The organism is Leisingera sp. MMG026 (assembly GCF_021654205.1).
Classification (GTDB): Bacteria; Pseudomonadota; Alphaproteobacteria; order Rhodobacterales; family Rhodobacteraceae; genus Leisingera.
Genome location: NZ_JAKFZM010000024.1, coordinates 41,149 through 59,583 on the forward strand (window position 1 = coordinate 41,149; position 18,435 = coordinate 59,583).

General features: G+C 64.3%; 19 protein-coding genes. 13 read left to right on the plus strand and 6 right to left on the minus strand.

The genetic code is table 11. From position 1 onward, the window contains the following. The 10 genes from L1069_RS14375 (at position 1) to cysK (ending at position 9,907) form a co-directional block, all read left to right on the plus strand. Positions 1–321, plus strand: a complete 321-nt coding sequence (locus tag L1069_RS14375; RefSeq protein WP_237456115.1) for a gene transfer agent family protein — start codon at positions 1–3, stop codon at positions 319–321. Then, positions 318–533 (plus strand): rcc01693 family protein, encoded by a 216-nt coding sequence (locus L1069_RS14380; protein ID WP_129371013.1) that lies wholly within the window; start codon positions 318–320, stop codon positions 531–533. Before L1069_RS14375 ends, L1069_RS14380 begins: the two co-directional genes overlap by 4 nt. After that, positions 526–1,185 (plus strand): phage tail tape measure protein, encoded by a 660-nt coding sequence (locus L1069_RS14385; protein WP_134829938.1) that lies wholly within the window; start codon positions 526–528, stop codon positions 1,183–1,185. The genes L1069_RS14380 and L1069_RS14385 overlap by 8 nt, the downstream gene beginning before the upstream one ends. 17 nt (positions 1,186–1,202) lie before the next feature. Continuing rightward, entirely contained in the window at positions 1,203–1,835 is a 633-nt protein-coding gene (locus L1069_RS14390) for a DUF2460 domain-containing protein (protein WP_237456116.1), read from the plus strand. Further along, positions 1,832–2,719, plus strand: coding sequence for a DUF2163 domain-containing protein (locus tag L1069_RS14395; RefSeq protein ID WP_237456117.1), 888 nt, complete (start codon positions 1,832–1,834; stop codon positions 2,717–2,719). The genes L1069_RS14390 and L1069_RS14395 overlap by 4 nt, the downstream gene beginning before the upstream one ends. Further along, positions 2,716–3,183, plus strand: coding sequence for an NlpC/P60 family protein (locus tag L1069_RS14400; protein WP_237456118.1), 468 nt, complete (start codon positions 2,716–2,718; stop codon positions 3,181–3,183). Before L1069_RS14395 ends, L1069_RS14400 begins: the two co-directional genes overlap by 4 nt. After that, on the plus strand, positions 3,183–7,097 hold the full coding sequence (locus L1069_RS14405; RefSeq protein ID WP_237456119.1) for a glycoside hydrolase/phage tail family protein: 3,915 nt from the start codon (positions 3,183–3,185) through the stop codon (positions 7,095–7,097). Before L1069_RS14400 ends, L1069_RS14405 begins: the two co-directional genes overlap by 1 nt. Then, entirely contained in the window at positions 7,094–7,402 is a 309-nt protein-coding gene (locus L1069_RS14410) for a hypothetical protein (RefSeq protein WP_237456120.1), read from the plus strand. Before L1069_RS14405 ends, L1069_RS14410 begins: the two co-directional genes overlap by 4 nt. A 309-nt stretch (positions 7,403–7,711) precedes the next feature. Then, positions 7,712–8,533, plus strand: coding sequence for a serine O-acetyltransferase (gene cysE / locus L1069_RS14415; protein WP_129371006.1), 822 nt, complete (start codon positions 7,712–7,714; stop codon positions 8,531–8,533). Positions 8,534–8,842: 309 nt separating this feature from the next. Continuing rightward, on the plus strand, positions 8,843–9,907 hold the full coding sequence (cysK, locus tag L1069_RS14420) for a cysteine synthase A (RefSeq protein ID WP_237456121.1): 1,065 nt from the start codon (positions 8,843–8,845) through the stop codon (positions 9,905–9,907). A 189-nt stretch (positions 9,908–10,096) separates the two neighbouring features. Here the strand turns inward: cysK and L1069_RS14425 are convergent, their stop codons facing one another. The 6 genes from L1069_RS14425 to L1069_RS14450 all read right to left on the minus strand — a co-directional run bounded on the left by L1069_RS14425 (position 10,097) and on the right by L1069_RS14450 (position 16,080). Further along, a complete protein-coding gene (locus tag L1069_RS14425) occupies positions 10,097–11,410 on the minus strand; it encodes a pyruvate dehydrogenase complex dihydrolipoamide acetyltransferase (protein ID WP_237456122.1) in 1,314 nt (437 codons plus the stop codon). A gap of 11 nt (positions 11,411–11,421) precedes the next feature. Beyond that, on the minus strand, positions 11,422–12,792 hold the full coding sequence (locus L1069_RS14430; protein ID WP_237456123.1) for a pyruvate dehydrogenase complex E1 component subunit beta: 1,371 nt from the start codon (positions 12,790–12,792) through the stop codon (positions 11,422–11,424). A 1-nt stretch (position 12,793) separates the two neighbouring features. Further along, the gene (locus L1069_RS14435) at positions 12,794–13,180 is read right to left on the minus strand and encodes a VOC family protein (RefSeq protein ID WP_237456124.1); all 387 of its coding nucleotides are present in this window, start codon (positions 13,178–13,180) and stop codon (positions 12,794–12,796) included. Beyond that, a complete protein-coding gene (pdhA, locus tag L1069_RS14440) occupies positions 13,180–14,196 on the minus strand; it encodes a pyruvate dehydrogenase (acetyl-transferring) E1 component subunit alpha (RefSeq protein ID WP_134829933.1) in 1,017 nt (338 codons plus the stop codon). Before pdhA ends, L1069_RS14435 begins: the two co-directional genes overlap by 1 nt. Positions 14,197–14,380: 184 nt before the next feature. Beyond that, on the minus strand, positions 14,381–14,680 hold the full coding sequence (locus L1069_RS14445) for a septum formation initiator family protein (RefSeq protein ID WP_129371000.1): 300 nt from the start codon (positions 14,678–14,680) through the stop codon (positions 14,381–14,383). A gap of 209 nt (positions 14,681–14,889) precedes the next feature. Then, entirely contained in the window at positions 14,890–16,080 is a 1,191-nt protein-coding gene (locus L1069_RS14450) for a phosphoglycerate kinase (protein WP_129370999.1), read from the minus strand. Positions 16,081–16,219: 139 nt separating this feature from the next. Between L1069_RS14450 and L1069_RS14455 the strand changes: the two genes are divergently transcribed. From L1069_RS14455 to L1069_RS14465, 3 genes are all read left to right on the plus strand, one after another. Next, positions 16,220–16,726, plus strand: a complete 507-nt coding sequence (locus L1069_RS14455; RefSeq protein WP_129370998.1) for a peptidylprolyl isomerase — start codon at positions 16,220–16,222, stop codon at positions 16,724–16,726. Beyond that, complete coding sequence (locus L1069_RS14460) at positions 16,719–17,267, plus strand: peptidylprolyl isomerase (RefSeq protein ID WP_237456125.1); 549 nt, start codon at positions 16,719–16,721, stop codon at positions 17,265–17,267. Before L1069_RS14455 ends, L1069_RS14460 begins: the two co-directional genes overlap by 8 nt. A 202-nt stretch (positions 17,268–17,469) precedes the next feature. Continuing rightward, complete coding sequence (locus tag L1069_RS14465; protein ID WP_237456126.1) at positions 17,470–18,402, plus strand: DUF3179 domain-containing protein; 933 nt, start codon at positions 17,470–17,472, stop codon at positions 18,400–18,402. The last annotated feature ends 33 nt before the right edge of the window (positions 18,403–18,435 follow it).

The following is an 18,435-nucleotide window of genomic DNA, read 5'->3' on the forward strand; positions in this document are numbered from 1 at the left end:
ATGGTGAATCCCCATGCAGGCGAGGCGGAATTACTCGTGAATGGAATGCCTTACGCGCTGAAGCTGACTCTTGGCGCGCTGGCGGGGCTGGAGGCCGCGCTGGAGGAAGGCGCGCTGGTGGATCTGGTGCAGCGGTTTGAGCAGGGCCGGTTTTCCGCCCGCGACGTGCTGGCGCTGCTGGCGGCCGGCCTTGAGGGCGGCGGCCATGACCTAAGCCGTGATGACCTTGCCGCTGCCACCATCACCGGCGGTCCCATGCAGGCGGCGCGGGTGGCGGCAGAGCTGCTGGTGCGCAGTTTTGCTGTGCCGGAAGGCAAATGAGCGCGCTCGACTGGCCCGCCCTGATGCGCGCGGGCATGGCAGGCCTCAGGCTGCTGCCGCGCGACTTCTGGCAACTGACCCCGGCAGAGCTGCGGCTGATGCTGGGCGAGGCGGCAGCACCGCAGCCGCTTGGCCGGGACCGGCTGGCGGCGCTGATGCAGGACTTCCCCGACATCCCGGGCCCTCAGGAAAAGGAGACAACAGATGGCTGACTCGTCATCAATGGCAGAACTGGAATTGCAAGGCGAGGCTTTGGGAGAAGCGCTGGACGGTGCCTCTGGAATGGCCGCTGCCTTTGCAGAAACGCTGGGCCGTGTGAAAGAAGGGTTTTCCGAAACCGGCCGCGACGCGCAGATACTGGACCGCAGTCTTTCCAAGGGCTTGCGGCGTGCTTTTGACGGGCTGGTGTTCGACGGCGACAGCCTGTCGGAGTCGATGGACACGCTGGCGCGCTCGATGATCCGCACCACCTACAACGCTGCCATGAAACCGGTGATGAACCATGCCGGCGGGTTGCTGACCGACGGCCTCACCTCGCTGATCGGAAACATCCTGCCTTTTGCCGATGGCGCCGCCTTCAGCCAGGGCAAGGTGATGCCGTTTGCCAAGGGCGGCGTTGTCACCGGACCAACCGCATTCCCGATGCGCGGCGCCACCGGGCTGATGGGCGAGGCCGGTCCGGAAGCGATCCTGCCGCTGACCCGCGGCGCTGACGGCTCGCTTGGCGTGCGCAGCCAGGGCGGCGGCGGGGTCAATGTGGTGATGAATGTCTCCACCCCCGACGTCAAAGGCTTTGAACGCAGCCGCAGCCAGATTGCCGCACAGCTGTCCCGCGCGTTGTCACGCGGCGGACGCAACCGTTAAGGATGGAGGGTAACCAGATGAATTTCCACGAAGTCCGCTTTCCCGCTTCGCTTAGCTTCGGCTCGGTCGGCGGGCCTGAGCGGCGCACCGATGTGGTGACGCTTGCCAACGGGTTTGAAGAACGCAACACCCCCTGGGCGCATTCCCGCCGCCGTTATGATGCCGGTCTGGGCCTGCGTGCGCTGGAGGATATCGAGGTGCTGATCGCCTTCTTCGAGGCCCGCCAGGGACAGCTTTACGGCTTCCGCTGGAAGGACTGGAGCGACTACAAATCAGCCCGGCCCAGCGCCGAGGCGGATTTCCGCGATCAGGTGATTGCCATCGGCGACGGCAGCACCGTGACGTTCCAGCTGGCCAAGACCTACCGGTCGGGGGAGTTCACCTATCAGCGCCCGATTGCCAAGCCGGTAGCGGGTTCTGTGCGGGTCGGCATCGAACAGGATGAGCTGCGCGAAAGCGTCGATTACCAGCTGGACACCGCCACCGGGTTGATCACCCTGGCGCATCCGCCGGAGGTCGGTCTTAGCATCAACGCCGGCTTTGAATTCGACGTGCCGGTGCGCTTTGATACCACTGGCATCCAGACCAGCGTGGCGTCGTTCCAAGCAGGTGAGGCGCCGGCGGTGCCGGTGGTGGAGGTCCGGGTATGAGCAGTCTTTCCAACGCGTTACAGGCCCATCTTCAGACCGGCGTCACCACGCTCTGCCGGGCCTGGGCGCTGGAACGGCGTGAGGGCACGGTGCTGGGGTTCACTGATCACGACTGTGTGCTGAGCTTTGACGGGTTGCACTTTCAGCCAGGCAGCGGGCTGACGGCACGGGCCGTGAGCCAAGCCACCGGTCTGTCTGTCGACAACACCGAAGCGCTGGGGGTTTTAAGCGACGCCGCCGTGCGCGAGGAGGACATTGAGGCCGGACGCTTTGACGGCGCCGAGGTGCGCTGCTGGCTGGTGAACTGGCAGGATGCATCAATGCGCTGGCTGCAGTTCCGCGGATCGATCGGCGAGATCCGCCGTGCGGGCGGTGCGTTCGAGGCTGAGCTGCGCGGGCTGACGGAGCTGCTGAACCAGCCGCTTGGGCGGATCTATCAGAAACCTTGCACGGCGGTGCTGGGCGATGCGGCCTGCCGCTTTGATCTGGAGACGCCCGGCTACGCGGTTGAGCTGCAGACCATCGCAGTTGAGCGCAACGAGGTGTTCCATTGGGACGCGCTGCCGGGATTTGAACCGGATTGGTTCACCGGCGGGCGGCTGATGGTGCTAAGCGGTGCGGCAAAAGGGCTTTGGGGCGCCGTAAAGGCGGATCAGACCAAGGCCGGCGGGCGCCGGATCACCCTGTGGGAACCGATCCGTGCGGCAGTGGCACCGGGGGACACGGTCCGGCTGGAGGCCGGTTGCGACAAGCGCATGGAGACCTGCCGGCTGAAGTTCAATAACCTGCTGAATTTCCAGGGCTTCCCCGATATTCCGGGCGAAGATTGGGTGATGGCGGTGCCGCGCCAGTCCGGCATGAACACCGGGGGCAGCAGACGATGAGCCGGGTGGTTCAGGCCGCCCGCGGCTGGATCGGCACGCCTTATGTGCATCAGGCCGCCTGCAAGGGCGCGGGCTGCGATTGCCTGGGCCTGATCCGGGGGCTGTGGCGGGAGCTGTGCGGGGCCGAGCCCGAGGCGCCGCCCGCCTACACGATGGATTGGTCCGAACCGCAGGGGGCTGAGGCGCTGTGGCAGGCCGCGGCGCGGCATTTGGTGGCGAAACCCTTGTCTGAGGCCGCCGCCGGCGATGTGATCCTGTTCCGGATGCGCGATGGCTCGGTGGCCAAGCATCTGGGGGTGCAGTCGTCCGTATTAGAACTGAGGGCTGGCGTGCGGGACGCTCTCAAACCAGGTCCCGCTTTCATCCACGCCTACACTGGCCACGGGGTTGTCGAAAGCCCGCTGAGCCCGCCCTGGCAGCGCCGCATCGTGGCGCGGTTTCACTTTCCAAAGGAGCTGATCTGATGGCAACCATTTTTCTTTCAGCCGCCGGTGCGGCGATTGGCGGCACAATCGGCGGCACCGTGGCGGGGCTGTCGTCGGCGGTGATTGGCCGCGCGGTGGGCGCCACTCTGGGCCGGGTGATCGACGAACGGCTGCTGGGCAGCGGCGCGGATCCTGTGGAGACAGGCAGGGTCGACCGTTTCCGCCTGACCCAGGCCAGCGAAGGCACACCGATGACGCAGGTCTATGGCCGGATGCGGCTGGGCGGCCAGGTGATCTGGACCTCGCGCTTTCTGGAAACCTCCCAGACCAGCGGCGGCGGCGGCAAGGGGCGGCCCAGCCAGCCGCAGGTGACCAGCTACGGCTATTCCGTGTCGCTGGCGATTGCGCTGTGCGAGGGCGAGGTCGCGCATGTGTCCCGCGTCTGGGCTGATGGCGAGGAAGTGGCGCCCAAGGATCTGAACATGACCGTCTACACCGGCAGCATGGACCAGCTGGCCGATCCGGTGATGGAAGCGGTCGAAGGCGCAGGCCGGGTGCCCGCCTACCGCGGCACCGCCTATGTGGTGATGGAGAACCTGGACCTTGGGCGGTTCGGCAACCGGGTGCCGCAGTTTTCATTTGATGTGCTGCGCCCCGAGCAGCCCGCCAGCAGCAGCCATGCGCAGGACCTGGGCCGGCTGGTGCAGGGGGTGGCGCTGATGCCCGGCACCGGCGAATACGCGCTGGCATCGGATGTTGTGCAATATTCCGGCGGGCCGGGGGATGCCAAGCCAGCCAATGAGCATACGCCCTCGGGCCTTAGTGATCTCAAGACCTCGCTGAACGCGCTGGAGGCTGAGCTGCCGGCCTGCGGTGCGGCTTCGCTGATTGTGTCGTGGTTCGGCGGCGACCTGCGCTGCGGCGAGTGTTCGCTGAAACCCAAGGTGGAGCATAAGCACGCCGAAGGCAGCATGCCCTGGTCCGTCAGCGGCGTGACCCGCACCGCGGCCGAGGAAGTGCTGAAGAAGGACGGCGAGCCGCTTTATGGCGGCACCCCGGCGGATGCCTCGGTTATCCAGTCGATCCGCGAGATGCAGGCGCGCGGGCTGCGGGTGATGTTCTACCCGTTCATCCTGATGGATCAGGCCGAGGACAATTCGTTGACCGATCCCTGGACCGGGGCTGCAGGCCAGCCGCATCTGCCCTGGCGCGGGCGGATCACGCTGTCTGCGGCGCCCGGACAGCCGGGGTCGCCCGATGGCACTGCGGCGGCGGAGACTGAAGTTGCGGCGTTTATTGGCACCGTCACTGCGGCGGATTTCACCTTGGGCGAGGGAACCGTCACCTATACCGGGCCGCAGGAGTGGAGCCTGTCGCGTTTTATCCTGCACAATGCGGCGCTCTGTGCGGCGGCGGGCGGGGTTGAGGCGTTTTGCATCAGCTCGGAAATGCGGGCCTTGACCCAGATCCGCGGCGCCACCGGCTTTCCGGCGGTTCAGGCCTTGAAAGGACTGGCGGCAGAGGTGCGCGCGCTTTTGGGTGCAGAGACCAAAATCGGCTATGCCGCTGACTGGTCTGAATACTGGGGCTATCAGTCGCCGGAGGGGGACCGCTATTTCCACCTCGACCCGCTGTGGGCGGACGGCAACATCGATTTCATTGGCATCGACAATTACATGCCGTTGTCCGATTGGCGCGACGGCGAGGACCATCTGGACGCGCAATCCGGCGTCCCGGCGATCTATGATCCGGACTATCTGCGCAGCAATGTCGAAGGCGGCGAGGGGTTTGACTGGTACTACCGCTCGCCGGAAGCCCGCGAAGCGCAAATCCGCACCCCGATCACCGACGGTGCCCATGATGAACCCTGGGTCTGGCGTTACAAGGATATCCGCAGCTGGTGGACAAGTGAGCATCACGAGCGGATCGGCGGGGTGCGGCAGGCCGTGCCCACCGATTGGGTGCCGCAGTCCAAGCCCGTCTGGTTCACCGAACTGGGCTGCGCTGCCATCGACAAGGGCACCAACCAGCCGAATAAATTTCTGGATCCGAAAAGCTCGGAATCAAAACTGCCGAGGTACTCCAACGGGTTGCGGGACGATCTGATGCAGATTGCCTATCTGCGGGCCTTTCTGGGTTATTGGGGAGAGGCCGCCAACAATCCGCTGTCAGAAGAGTACGAAGGGCGGATGCTGGACATGGCCAACGCCTATGTCTGGGCCTGGGATGCGCGGCCGTTTCCGGCCTTTCCCAGCCGCATTGAGATCTGGAACGATGGCGAAAACTATCTGCGTGGCCATTGGCTGAACGGGCGCGCCGGGCAGCGGACCCTGGGATCGGTGGTGGAGGAGGTCTGCTACCGCTCCGGTCTGTATGACATTGATGTCACTGGCCTATATGGCGTGGTGCATGGGTTTGCGAACCCGGATGTCAGCGACGCGCGCACTGTTTTGCAGCCCCTGATGCTGCGGCACGGGTTTGATGCGGTGGAACGTGACGGGCTGCTGAAGTTCCGGATGCGCAAAGGGACAGGCGCCGAGGCGCTGGCGCTGGCGCATTTGGCCGGGAATGACGAGATGGACGGCAGCCTGGAGCTCGCCCGCGCCAGCGAGGCGGATCTGGCGGGCCGGGTGCGGCTGCGGTTCACCGAATGGGGCGGCGACCATGCTGCCGGTTCCGTTGAGGCGGTGCTGCCGGATGAGGCGACGCATAGTGTCAGCCAGAACGAGCTGCCGCTGGCGCTGACCCGTGCCGAGGCGCGTCAGGTGGTCAGCCGCTGGCTGGCCGAGGCGCGGATCTCACGCGATACGGCGCGGTTCTCGCTGCCGCCTTCGATGCTGCATCTGGGGGCGGGGGATGTGGTCTCCCTGCCGGTGGAGGGCAAGGACCAGCTCTACCGTATCGACCGGGTGGAGCAGGCGGAAGCGCAGATGGTGGAAGCGGTCCGGATCGAGCCCGGTGTCTATGATCTGGCCGCAGTGGCGGAGGAGCTGCCGGGGGTCAATGCCTTTGCAGCCCCTGGGCCGGTGCTGCCCTTGTTCATAGACTTGCCCTTGATGCGCGGCGACGAGGTGCCGCATGCACCGCATCTGGCACTGACGGCGCAGGCCTGGCCTGGCAGCGTAGCGGTTTACGGCGCGGAGGCGGATGAAAATTACGCGCTGGAACAAGTGGTTGCGGCGCGGCAGGTGGTCGGGGTGACACAATCGCCGCTGTTCGCCGCCGGTTCCTGGCGCTGGGATCTGGGGGTGGATCTTCAGGTAAAGCTGATCTCCGGCTCGCTTGAAAGCCGCGATATGCAGGCAGTGCTGAATGGTGCCAATGCGGCGGCGATCGGCGATGGCTCGGCCGGAAACTGGGAGCTGTTCCAGTTCCGCGAGGCAGAGCTGATTGCGCCGCAGACATATCTGTTGCGCGGCCGCTTGCGCGGACAGCAAGGCACGGATGCGCTGATGCCTGCGGTCTGGCCTGCGGGATCATTTGTGGTGCTGCTGGATGGAACACCAGTGCAGATGGAACTGGCGCCGGAACAGCGGCGCCAGCTGCGGCACTACCGGATCGGCCCGGCGCGGCGGTCGCTGGAGGATCCGTCTTATCTGCATCTGCAGGAGGCGTTTGAGGGCGTTGGCCTGCGCCCCTATGCGCCGGTGCATTTGCGGCTGGCAGGCGGTTTGGGGGCGGACATTGCGGCTTCCTGGGTGCGCCGGACGCGGATTGAGGGTGACAGCTGGGAGCTGGAGGAGGTGCCGCTGGGCGAAGAGATCGAATCCTACCGCATCCGGGTGATGCGCGGGAACACGGTGCTGCGGGAGGAGAATTCCGGAACGCGGGGCTGGACCTATCCGGCGGCACTGCAAGCAGCCGACGGGGTGCAGCCGGGCGACAGTCTGGAAATCGCGCAGCGCTCCGCCCGGTTCGGCGCCGGACCTGCGGCCAAATGTGTGCTGGGATGAGGTTTCCAGTGCTGCCCGGCGATGTGTCTGCCGTGGCACGGGCGCTGCTGGCGGTGCCGGTGAACATACGGCTGCACCTGTGCCGCCGTATCTTAGGCGGTGCGGCGGAGGCGGCGGCGCATTGCCGCCTGATGGGCCGTCTGCATCCGCGCTGGGGCGATGGGTCTCTGAGTGCGGCAGCCCGGCGGTTTGCATTGGCCGCCGAGCCGTTTCTGGATGATCCGGAATATCTAAGCTGCACCCGGCTGGTGCTGCGGGAACTGGCGGCAGCGATGGATGCGGAGCGGAGCGCTCCCGCCCGCTGATCCGGGCAGGGAACCTGTCCGGCCAGCCGTTGGGCGCAGCGCCGCCTGGCGGCGGCGCGGGCGGATTGCAACTAAGGGCAGGCGCTCACCCGGCGCCTGCGGCTTGATTCCGGGCGCAAAAACCTGCCATCCTGAAGCGCATCAAATACACTTGTACGCCGCCGGGGCCAGCGCCAACTGGGCGGTAATCTGCTGTTTCAGCTGCGCCTGATCCGACTCATTCATTTCAAAAATATGCCTCATCACGGGTTTGCGTTTGCTGCATTCCACCTTAGATAGGTAGTCTGAGCGGAGAAAGGACGTTGACCCATGGCAAAAACACAGCAAGCCGTAACGCCAGTGGATCCCGTATGGGACCGCATCACCCGCGAAGCAGAGGAGGCCGTGGCCACCCAGCCATTGATGGGCGGGCTGGTCCATGCCTGTATCCTGCACCACAAGACGCTGGAGAAGGCGCTGTCCTACCGGATCGCCGCCAAGCTGTCCTCAAACGAGATGTCGATGACAATCCTGCGGGAAATTGTCGATGACGCCTATGCGGACTGCCCGGAACTGGTAGAGGCGGCCCGTGCCGACCTGATGGCGATCAACGAGCGCGACCCGGCCAGCCACCGGCTGCTGCAGCCGATCCTGTATTTCAAGGGGTTCCAGGCGGTGCAGGCTTACCGGGTCAGCCATTACCTGATGGAGCAGGGGCAAAAGGATCTGGCCTATTTCTTTCAGATGCGCACGTCCGAGATTTTCGGCATCGACATCCACCCCGGCGCACGGATCGGCAAGGGGATCATGATTGATCATGCCCATTCCATTGTGATCGGCGAGACCGCGGTGGTGGGCGACAATGTGTCGATGCTGCATTCGGTGACCCTGGGCGGCACCGGCAAGGAAGAGCAGGACCGCCATCCGAAAATCGGCGATGGCGTGCTGATCGGCGCAGGGGCCAAGGTGCTGGGCAACATCAAGGTTGGCCATTGCAGCCGGATTGCCGCCGGGTCGGTGGTGCTGGCGGAGGTTCCGCCCTGTACCACAGTGGCGGGCGTGCCGGCCAGGATTGTCGGCGAGGCGGGTTGTGATCAGCCTTCGGTCAATATGGATCAGGTGGTGCCGGCGGGGTCTCCTGCTGCGGAGTGAGGCATCTGGCGCCGGCCGCGGGAATTGAGTATTTGCAAGAAAGATGAAGGGGCGTTTGGCGCCCCTTTTTTGTTGACCGGGTTTTTGGGGTAAGGGACTGGGGTTCCGCTTCTTTTCTCAGGATTTCCGGCCTTGTTTCCGTCTGCGCCGGGGCGTTGGCTGAGCATCTGGTTCTGCTTCGGCTGCAACGCTTTGAACACCAGTCTTTCCTTGCGTGGCTGCGGCGGTCTTTCCTTGATCAGAGCGGCGGTGATGGGCATATGTTTGGAAGCAATTGCTAACTGAGACGACAGGAACGGGGGAAAGACGATGATTTACACAACCGAAGGCCGCGGCCGTTTGTATGGGTCGATCCTGGAAACCGTGGGTGACACGCCGGTCATCCGGTTGAACCGGATCGCACCGGATCATGTTCAAATGTATGTGAAGTTTGAGGCGTTCAATCCGGCGGGATCGGTGAAGGACCGGCTGGCGCTGAACATCATTGAGGCTGCCGAACGCGAGGGCCGGCTGGCGCCGGGGCAGACCGTGGTGGAGGCGACCAGCGGCAATACCGGGATCGGCCTTGCGATGGTGTGCGCCGCCAAGGGCTATCCTTTGGTGATCACCATGCATGACGGGTTTTCCGTCGAGCGGCGGCGACTGATGCGGATGCTGGGCGCCAAGGTGGTGCTGACCCGCAAGGAGGACAAGGCCGTCGGCATGGTGGTGAAGGCCAAGGAGCTTGCCGAAGCAAACGGCTGGTTTCTGGCGCATCAGTTTGAGACCAAGGACAACGCCGACATTCATGAGGCCACCACCGCGCGGGAGATCCTGGGCGATTTTGACGGGCAGCGGCTGGATCATGTGGTGCTGGGCTATGGCACCGGCGGCACGGTCACCGGTCTGGGGCGGGTGCTGAAGGGCGCGCGGCCGGATCTGAAAATCACCCTCAGCGAGCCTGCCAATGCGGCATTGGTGCAGTCCGGTGAGGCGCAGGCGCGCAATGATGAGGGCGAGCCGGCGGCGACGCATCCGGCCTTTAACCCGCACCCGATCCAGGGCTGGACCCCGGATTTCATCCCGCTGGTGCTGCAGGAGGCGTTGGACAAGGGCTATTTCGATATGCTGGAGCCGGTGAGCGGCGAGGAGAGCATTGCTTGGTCCAAGCGGCTGGCGGCTGAAGAAGGCATCCTGACCGGGATTTCCGGCGGTGCAAGCCTGGCGGCGGCGATCAAGGTGGCGGAGAGCGCGCCGGAGGGAGCTGTGCTGCTGGCGGTGCTGCCGGATACTGGTGAGCGCTATCTGTCGACGCCGCTGTTCGACGGCATCGCGGCGGAGATGGACGCGGATGAGGCGGCGCTGTCGGCCTCGACGCCCGGCTTTCAGTATTGAGAGGTCAGCGCGCCGCCGCTGGTGGCGCGGGCGCGGCGGGTGTTGCGCAGGTGAGTATTTTTGGAAAGATGAAAGGGGGCGGGCGCGCCCCTTTTTTCGTTTGTGTTCAGCTGCCTGACTGCGTGTCTTGAGGTAAAGGAAAAGCCCCGGTCTTGGCCGGGGCTTTTAAGGTTTCGCAGTGAAGGCGGATCAGGCCAGCATCACCATCGGGTTTTCCAGGTTGTCCTTGATCGCGTTCAAAAGCTCCGCGCCAAGGGCGCCGTCGATCACCCGGTGGTCGACCGAGAGGGTTACGGACATCACCGTGGCCACCGCCAGCTCGCCGTCTTTGCCGACGATGGGCTTTTTGACGCCGGCGCCAACCGCCAGGATGCCGGCATGCGGCGGGTTCACGATGGCGTCGAAATTGTCGATGCCGAACATGCCGAGGTTGGAGATCGCGAAGGAGCCGCCCTGGTATTCATGCGGCGCCAGCTTGCGGTCGCGGGCGCGTTTGGCGAGGTCCTTCATCTCGGTTGAGAGCGCAGAGAGCGATTTCATATCGCTGTCCTGCAGAACAGGGGTGAACAGACCGCCTTCGATAGCGACGGCAACGGCCACATCCGAGGCTTTCATTTTCAGCACCCGGTCGCCGGCCCAGACAGCATTCGCATCCGGCACCGATTGCAGCGCCAGGGCGCAGGCCTTGATGATGAAGTCGTTGACCGAAAGCTTCACGCCGCGGCCTTCAAGCTGCTTGTTCAGCTCACCGCGGAATTTCAGCAGCGCATCCAGCTGGATATCGCGGCGCAGGTAGAAATGCGGCACCGTCTGCTTGGCCTCGGTGAGGCGGGCGGCGATGGTTTTGCGCATCCCGTCCAGTTTGACCTCTTCGAAGTCGCGGCCCTCGTACATGCGGGCAACCTGATCGGCGGAGGGGCCGGTTGCCGGTGCTGCGGCCGCCGGGGCAGCGGCGGCGGGTGCAGCGTCTGCTTTCGCGGCAGCGGCGGCTTGCGGCTTGGCGCTTTCGACGTCGGCCTTGACGATGCGGCCTTTGGGGCCTGAGCCTTTGATTTGGGCGAGGTCCAGGCCCTTGTCCGCGGCGATGCGGCGCGCCAGCGGTGACGCGAAGATCCGGCTGCCATCAGACGCGGCGGGGGCTGCCGGGGCTGGTGAGGCCGCGGCAGGAGAGGGCGACGCTGCAGGCCCCGGCTCGGCTGCGGCAGATGCTGCGGCGGGTTCAGAGGAGGCCGGAGCAGTGCCGATGTCATCAGCGCTTTCGCCGTCTTCCAGCAGCACCGCGATCGGGGTGTTGACCTTCACGCCTTCAGAGCCTTCGGCGATCAGGATCTTGCCGACCACGCCTTCGTCCACGGCTTCGAATTCCATGGTGGCCTTGTCGGTTTCAATCTCCGCCAGCAGGTCGCCGGAGGAGACAGTGTCGCCCTCCTTGACCAGCCATTTGGCAAGGGTGCCTTCCTCCATGGTGGGAGACAGCGCGGGCATCAGGATTTCTGTGGGCATCTTGAGGCTCCTTACCGGTAGGTCACTTGCTTCACGGCTGCGACCACCTCATCCGTGGTGATCAGCGCGTGGCGTTCGAGATTGGCTGCATAAGGCATGGGCACGTCCTTGCCGGTGCAGGTGATGACCGGCGCATCAAGGTAATCGAAGGCCTGCTGCATCACTTCCGAAGCGATATAGCTGCCGACCGAACCCTGCGGCCAGCCTTCCTCAACCGTGACCAGACGGTTTGTCTTCTGCACCGATGCGATCACCGTGGGCAGGTCCATCGGGCGGATGGTGCGCAGGTCGATGACCTCGGCCGAGATGCCGTCTTCTGCAAGCTTATCAGCCGCTTCCAGCGCATAGGTCATGCCAATGCCAAAGGAGACGATGGTGGCGTCGGTGCCTTCCCGCCAGATCCGGGCCTTGCCGAAGGGGACGGTGTAGTCATCCAGCTTAGGCACATCAAAGGCGCGGCCATAGAGGATCTCGTTCTCCAGAAAGATCACCGGGTTGGGATCACGGATCGCGGTTTTCATCAGCCCCTTGGCGTCGGACGCGGAGTAGGGCATCACCACCTTGAGGCCGGGGACCTGCATGTACCAGGCGGCGTAGTCCTGGCTGTGCTGGGCGCCGACGCGGGCGGCAGCACCATTGGGGCCGCGGAACACCATCGGGGCGCCCATCTGGCCGCCGGACATATACAGCGTCTTGGCCGCCGAGTTGATGATGTGGTCAATCGCCTGCATGGCGAAGTTGAAGGTCATGAACTCGACAATCGGGCGCAAGCCCCCGAAGGCCGCGCCGGTGGCGATGCCGGCAAAGCCATGTTCGGTAATCGGCGTGTCGATCACCCGCTTGGCGCCGAATTCGTCCAGCAGGCCCTGGGAGATCTTATAGGCGCCCTGGTACTCGGCGACTTCCTCGCCCATCAGGAACACATCTTCGTCGCGGCGCATTTCCTCGGCCATGGCGTCGCGCAGGGCTTCGCGGACCGTGGTCTGCACCATTTCGGTGCCTTCCGGATAGTCCGGTTCCAGGGTCACGGAGGCGACCGGCGCAGCCGCGGCAGCAGTGGCGGGCGCCGCAGGTGCCTCGGCCGCCGGCGCTTCGCTGGCGGCGGCGGATGCCGGCGCGGCAGAGGCGTCGTAGCTCTCTCCGTCCTCGACCAGCACCGCGATGGGCGTGTTCACCTTGACGCCTTCGGTGCCTTCGCCGATCAGGATCTTGCCGACGATGCCTTCGTCAACAGCTTCGAACTCCATCGTGGCCTTGTCGGTTTCGATCTCGGCCATGATATCGCCGGAGTTCACGGTATCGCCTTCCTTGACCAGCCATTTGGCCAGCGTGCCTTCTTCCATGGTCGGCGACAGGGCGGGCATAAGAATTTCGGTTGCCATATCAGTTGCTCTCCGTAGGAGTGATCATTCCGACGATGTTGCCTTGACCGTCCTCAACATAGGCGCAGCGGCCAATTCCGGGGTAGTCCTGGGGCGGCAGCGCCTCGGCACCGCCGTTGCCAAGCGCCCAGCTGTAGCGCTCGTCACAGTCGTCGACTTCAAATGTCATGGTGCCGCCGCGGACCGGGCCGCCGGCGGCAGGGGCATCGCCCATACGTTTCATCAGGCCGCCGGTCACGCCAAGGGCCATGCCGATATCGGCGCCTTCGATCAGGTGATACGCCATATCTTCGCCGCCCGGCATCGGCTCAAACTGCCAGCCGAACAGACCGCTGTAAAAGGTCTTTGCGGCCTCAACATCCGTTGCGTGGATTTCGAAATGCGGCATCAGGCGCTGGCCTCCTGCGGGACTTCGTCGGCGTAAATGTCGGTCCACAGCTCTTCGAGCGCGGGTTCCGGGCTTTCCTTGGCGAAATCTGCGGACTTGGAGACGATCTCCTTGATCTCCTTGTCGATCGCCTTGAGGTCGTCCTCGGTCGCGTGCTTGCCGGTCAGCAGCATCTCGCGGACCTGCTCGATCGGGTCGCGCTCCTCGCGCATTTTCTGGACCTCTTCGCGGGTCCGGTACTTGGCCGGGTCCGACATTGAGTGGCCGCGGTAGCGGTAGGTTTTGACTTCCAGGATATAGGGGCCGTCGCCGCTGCGGCAGTGGGCCACGGCGCGCTCGCCGGCTTCCTTGACGGACAGCACGTTCATGCCGTCGACCGCCTCGCCCGGAATGCCGAACGCCTTGCCGCGTTCCCAGATCTCGGCGCTGGAGGTGGAGCGCTGCTGCGAGGTGCCCATGGCGTATTGGTTGTTCTCGATCACGAAGACCACCGGCAGTTTCCACAGGGCGGCCATGTTGAAGGTCTCGTAGACCTGACCCTGGTTGGCGGCACCATCGCCGAAATAGGCAAATGTCACGCGGCCGTTGCCCTTGTATTTGTCGGCAAAGGCGAGGCCGGCACCAAGCGGCACCTGGGCGCCGACGATGCCGTGGCCGCCATAGAAATGCTTCTCTTTCGAGAACATATGCATGGAGCCGCCCTTGCCCTTGGAGTAGCCGCCCTCGCGGCCGGTCAATTCGGCCATGACGCCGTCCGGGTCCATGCCGCAGGCCAGCATATGGCCATGGTCGCGGTAGGAGGTGACGCGCTTGTCGCCTTCCTCAGCTGCGGCCTCAAGCCCGACAACAACCGCTTCCTGGCCGATGTAGAGGTGGCAGAAGCCGCCGATCAGACCCATGCCGTAAAGCTGGCCGGATTTTTCCTCGAATCGGCGGATCAGCAGCATTTCGCGGTAGTGTTTCGTCAGCTCTTCGGCAGAAACGTTTGGTTTCTTTGCGCTTTTCCTAGCGGCCATGGTGGTCGACTCCCCCTGCAGGCTAGATAGTTTAGTGTTAAACCAATTGATACCCGGTTTTTACCCGGCTGAATAGTGTTATTCTGCCGCGGGGTTTCTGCCGCGTAAAATTCCGCCCATGGAACGCAAAAATGCCACGCAGCAAACAGCAAGCGCGGCAAAGGGGGGACGGACAGGAGAGCGCTTAGCGGATGACAATCTCGTCCGCGCGGACAAGGCCAAGCACCGAGCGGGCCTGCTCATCCAAGAGATCAAGGTCGAGATAGTCGTCGGACAGGCGGCGGGTCAGGTTTTCCATGCCGCCGATCCGGGACTGGAGACGGTCGAGATCCAGCCGCAGTTCTTCTGCTTCGGCTTGGATCTCGACCCGTCTGAACAGACCGAAGTCGCCCTGCACCGCCGCAAAGGTGAAATACGCGCTGAGCGCGAAGGCGATGGCAAAAAAGGCGATGGCGCCCAGCGACGGGCGATTGCTTCGGGTCACTTTGGAGGTGCCTGTATGTTACTGCTCAAGTTTTTGTTTTTGCGCCGTTTCCCGGCGTCTGCCCTAGTTATGCCACAACCGAATCGGCTTGTGAATCCTAAAACTGTCCACAGGGTGATTTTTCTCGGCACGGCCGGGAGCGGAAGGGTGTTCCTGAACCCGCAACCCGCGGAAGGCGCCCGTCCGGCTGACCGGGCGGGCGTTTCCGGTTACTGGTCGAGTGCCGCGACGCCGGGAAGCTCTTTGCCTTCCATCCATTCCAGGAAGGCGCCGCCGGCGGTGGAGATATAGGTGAAATCGCCGGCCGCGCCGGAGGCGTTCAGGGCGGCCACAGTGTCGCCGCCGCCGGCCACAGAAATCAGCTGGCCCGAGCGGGTCATGGCGGCTGCTTTCAGCGCAGCGGCGTTGGTGGCGGCGTCAAACGGTTCCAGCTCAAACGCGCCGAGGGGGCCGTTCCAGATCAGGGTCTTGCTGTTTGCAAACACCTCGATGATGCGGGCGACGCTTTCCGGGCCTGCGTCCAGGATCATGCCGTCGTCCGGGCATTGATCGGCGGGCAGGATTTCATGCTCAGCATGGGCTTCGAACTTTTTGGCGACCACGATGTCGGAAGGCAGGATGATCTCGCAGCCTGCGGCCTCGGCCTTGGCCAGGATCTCGGCTGCGGTGTCCTTCATGATGCGTTCGGCCAGGGAGATGCCGACCGGCAAGCCCTTGGCCACCAGAAAAGTGTTGGCCATGCCGCCGCCGATCACCAGGTGGTCGACCTTCTCGATCAGGTTGCCCAGAAGCTCCAGCTTGGTCGAAACCTTGGCGCCGCCGACAACCGCGGTGACCGGGCGCTGCGGCTGGCCCAGGGCGCTTTCCAGCGCTTGCAGTTCGGCCTGCATCAGGCGGCCGGCGCAGGCGGGCAACAGGCGGGCAATCGCCTCGGTCGAGGAATGCGCGCGGTGGGCAGCCGAGAAGGCGTCGTTGCAGTAAACTTCGCCCAGGCGCGCCATGCCTGCGGCCAGTTCGGGGTCGTTCTTGGTCTCGGCCGCGTGGAAGCGGGTGTTTTCCAACAGCAGCACTTCACCCGGCTGCAGCGCGTCTGCGGCGGCCTCGGCGCCCGCACCGATGCAATCGGCGGCAAACAACACGCGGGTTTCAAAGGCGCGCTCCAGCGTCGGCACCAGCTGGTTCAGCGACAGGTTCTCGCGGCGCTCGCCGCCGGGGCGGCCGAAGTGGGCCAAGAGGATCGGCTTGCCGCCGGCAGCCAGAATATCGCGCACAGAAGGGGCAATGCGGCGGATGCGGGTGGAGTCGGTGACAACCCCGTCGACGATCGGCACGTTGATGTCCACGCGCACCAGCACGCGCTTGCCGTTCAGATCCATGTCGTCGAGTGTTTTCCAGCCCATCAGCGAGACCCCTTATGGTGAAAATGCAGGTAAATCCGCGGGCTGTTTCGGGGGTTTTTGCGTATCAGTCAATGCTCCCTTGGCATTTCCGGGCGCTGGCCTTAGGTATCTGTGCAAATTTCGACGACAGGAGAGCCAGATGGCCGAGATTAAAGATCCCGAAAACACCGTTATTGTTGAACTGAAAGACGGCAACGTCGTGATTGAGCTGCTGCCCGACGTGGCGCCGAAACACGCCGAGCGCATGAAGGAACTGGCCCGTGCCGGCGAATACGACAACGTCTGTTTCCACCGGGTGATCGACGGCTTCATGGCGCAGACCGGCGACGTGGCCAATGGCGACATGGAAGACGGTTTCAACATCCGCATGGCGGGCACTGGCGGCTCGGACCTGCCGAACCTGCCGGCTGAGTTTTCCAAGCTGCCGCATGACCGCGGCACTCTGGGTGCTGCGCGCTCGGCGAACCCGGACAGCGCCAACTCGCAGTTCTTCATCAACTTCAAGGACAACCACTTCCTGAACGGCCAGTACACCGTTTACGGCCGTGTCATTGAGGGTATGGAGCATGTGGATGCGATCACCAAAGGCGAGCCGCCGGCAAACCCGGACCGGATGATCAGCGTAAAGGTTGCTGCGGATGCTTAAAAGCCTGTCCCTGGTGGCTCTGCTGGCAGCAGGGCCTGCTTTTGCTACCGGCCTGGAAGTTCAGGTCGAGGGCGAGGCCAAAGGCACCATCAAGATCGACCTGTTCGAGGATGTGGCACCCGCCCATGTGGCGCAGATCACCGCACTGGCCACTGAGGGCCAGTATGACGGCGTGGTGTTCCACCGGGTGATCGAGGGTTTCATGGCGCAGACCGGCGACGTCGAGTTCGGCAAGGCCGGCGGCGACATGAGTGCTGCCGGGCGCGGCGGTTCCAGCCGTCCCGATCTACCGGCCGAGTTCTCGGACCTGCCGTTTGACCGCGGTGTGGTCGGCATGGCCCGGTCGCAAAGCCCCAACAGCGCCAATTCGCAGTTCTTCATCATGTTTGATGCGGGCCATTTCCTGAACGGCCAGTACACGGTTGTCGGCAAGGTGACCGGCGGCATGGATGTGGTTGACGCGATCAAGCTGGGCACAGGCGGAAACGGCGCCGTGATCGGCCAGCCCGACGCCATGACCAAGGTGACCGTCACCGAATAAGGACCTCCGGTTTTCCGGAAAATCCAAGGCCCGTTCCCGGTATCCGGGGGCGGGCCTTTGCCGTTGCAGCCCTGCGCTGTGCCAAGCCTCTGACATGATGTCACAAGCCTGTGTTTCCCACTGTTCAGTTCCGGCTTGTCCCGAATACTGGGGGTTCAGCAGGGAGTTTTGTATGCTGGGACGTTTGTTGATGAGTGCGGCAATGTTTTTGCCCTGGATGGCGCAGGCTGAGCCTGCCCAGTGGAAACGGGAATGGCCGAAAACCGATTTCAGCCGGACGAGTGTCGGGGATTGGGGGCAGATCCGCTCCGGCGGGGTGCCCAAGGACGGCATTCCGGCGCTGGATGCGCCGCAGTTCACAGCGGCGGCCAAGGACCGGCGGCTGACGCCGCGGGAGCCGGTGATCGCGCTGGAAATAGAGGGCGCGCCGGCCCGCGCCTATCCGCTGCGTTACCTTACCTGGCATGAGATCGTGAACGATGTGGTGGCAGGCGTGCCGGTGGCGGTGACCTATTGCCCTTTGTGCAATTCGGCGATGACATTTGACCGGCGCACCCGGGCGGGGGTGCTGCGGTTCGGGGTCACCGGCAAGCTGCGTTATTCCGACATGGTGATGTATGACCGCGAAACCCAAAGCTGGTGGCAGCAGGCGATCGGCACCGGCATTGCCGGCGAGATGAGCGGCCAGCGGCTGGCCAGCCTGCCCAGCTGGGTCGAAAGCTGGCAAGAGTTCAAAGCGCGCAACCCGGATGGTCTGGTGATGGCGCAGCCTGGCTATATCAGGCGCTACGGGCAAAACCCTTACCGGGGGTATGACACGTCAGACTGGCCGTTTCTGTATGACGGCACCCCGCCGCCGCATGGGCTGGCACCGCTGGACCGGGTGGTGCGGGTCGGCAGCCGGGCCTGGCCGCTGGCGCGGCTGGCAAAAACGGGCGAGATCCGTGAAGCGGGCGTGGTGCTCAGCTGGCGGGCCGGGCAGGCCTCGGCGCTGGATGCGGGCACGCTGGCCAAGGGGCGGGACATCGGCTCGGTCCGGGTGCGCGACGCAAGCGGGTTCGACGTGGCGCATGATGTGATGTTTGCCTTTGCCTTTCACGCCTTCTGGCCGGACGGGCGGTGGATGCTGAAATGACAAAAGGCGCGCCGCCGGGGCGCGCCTTGAGCA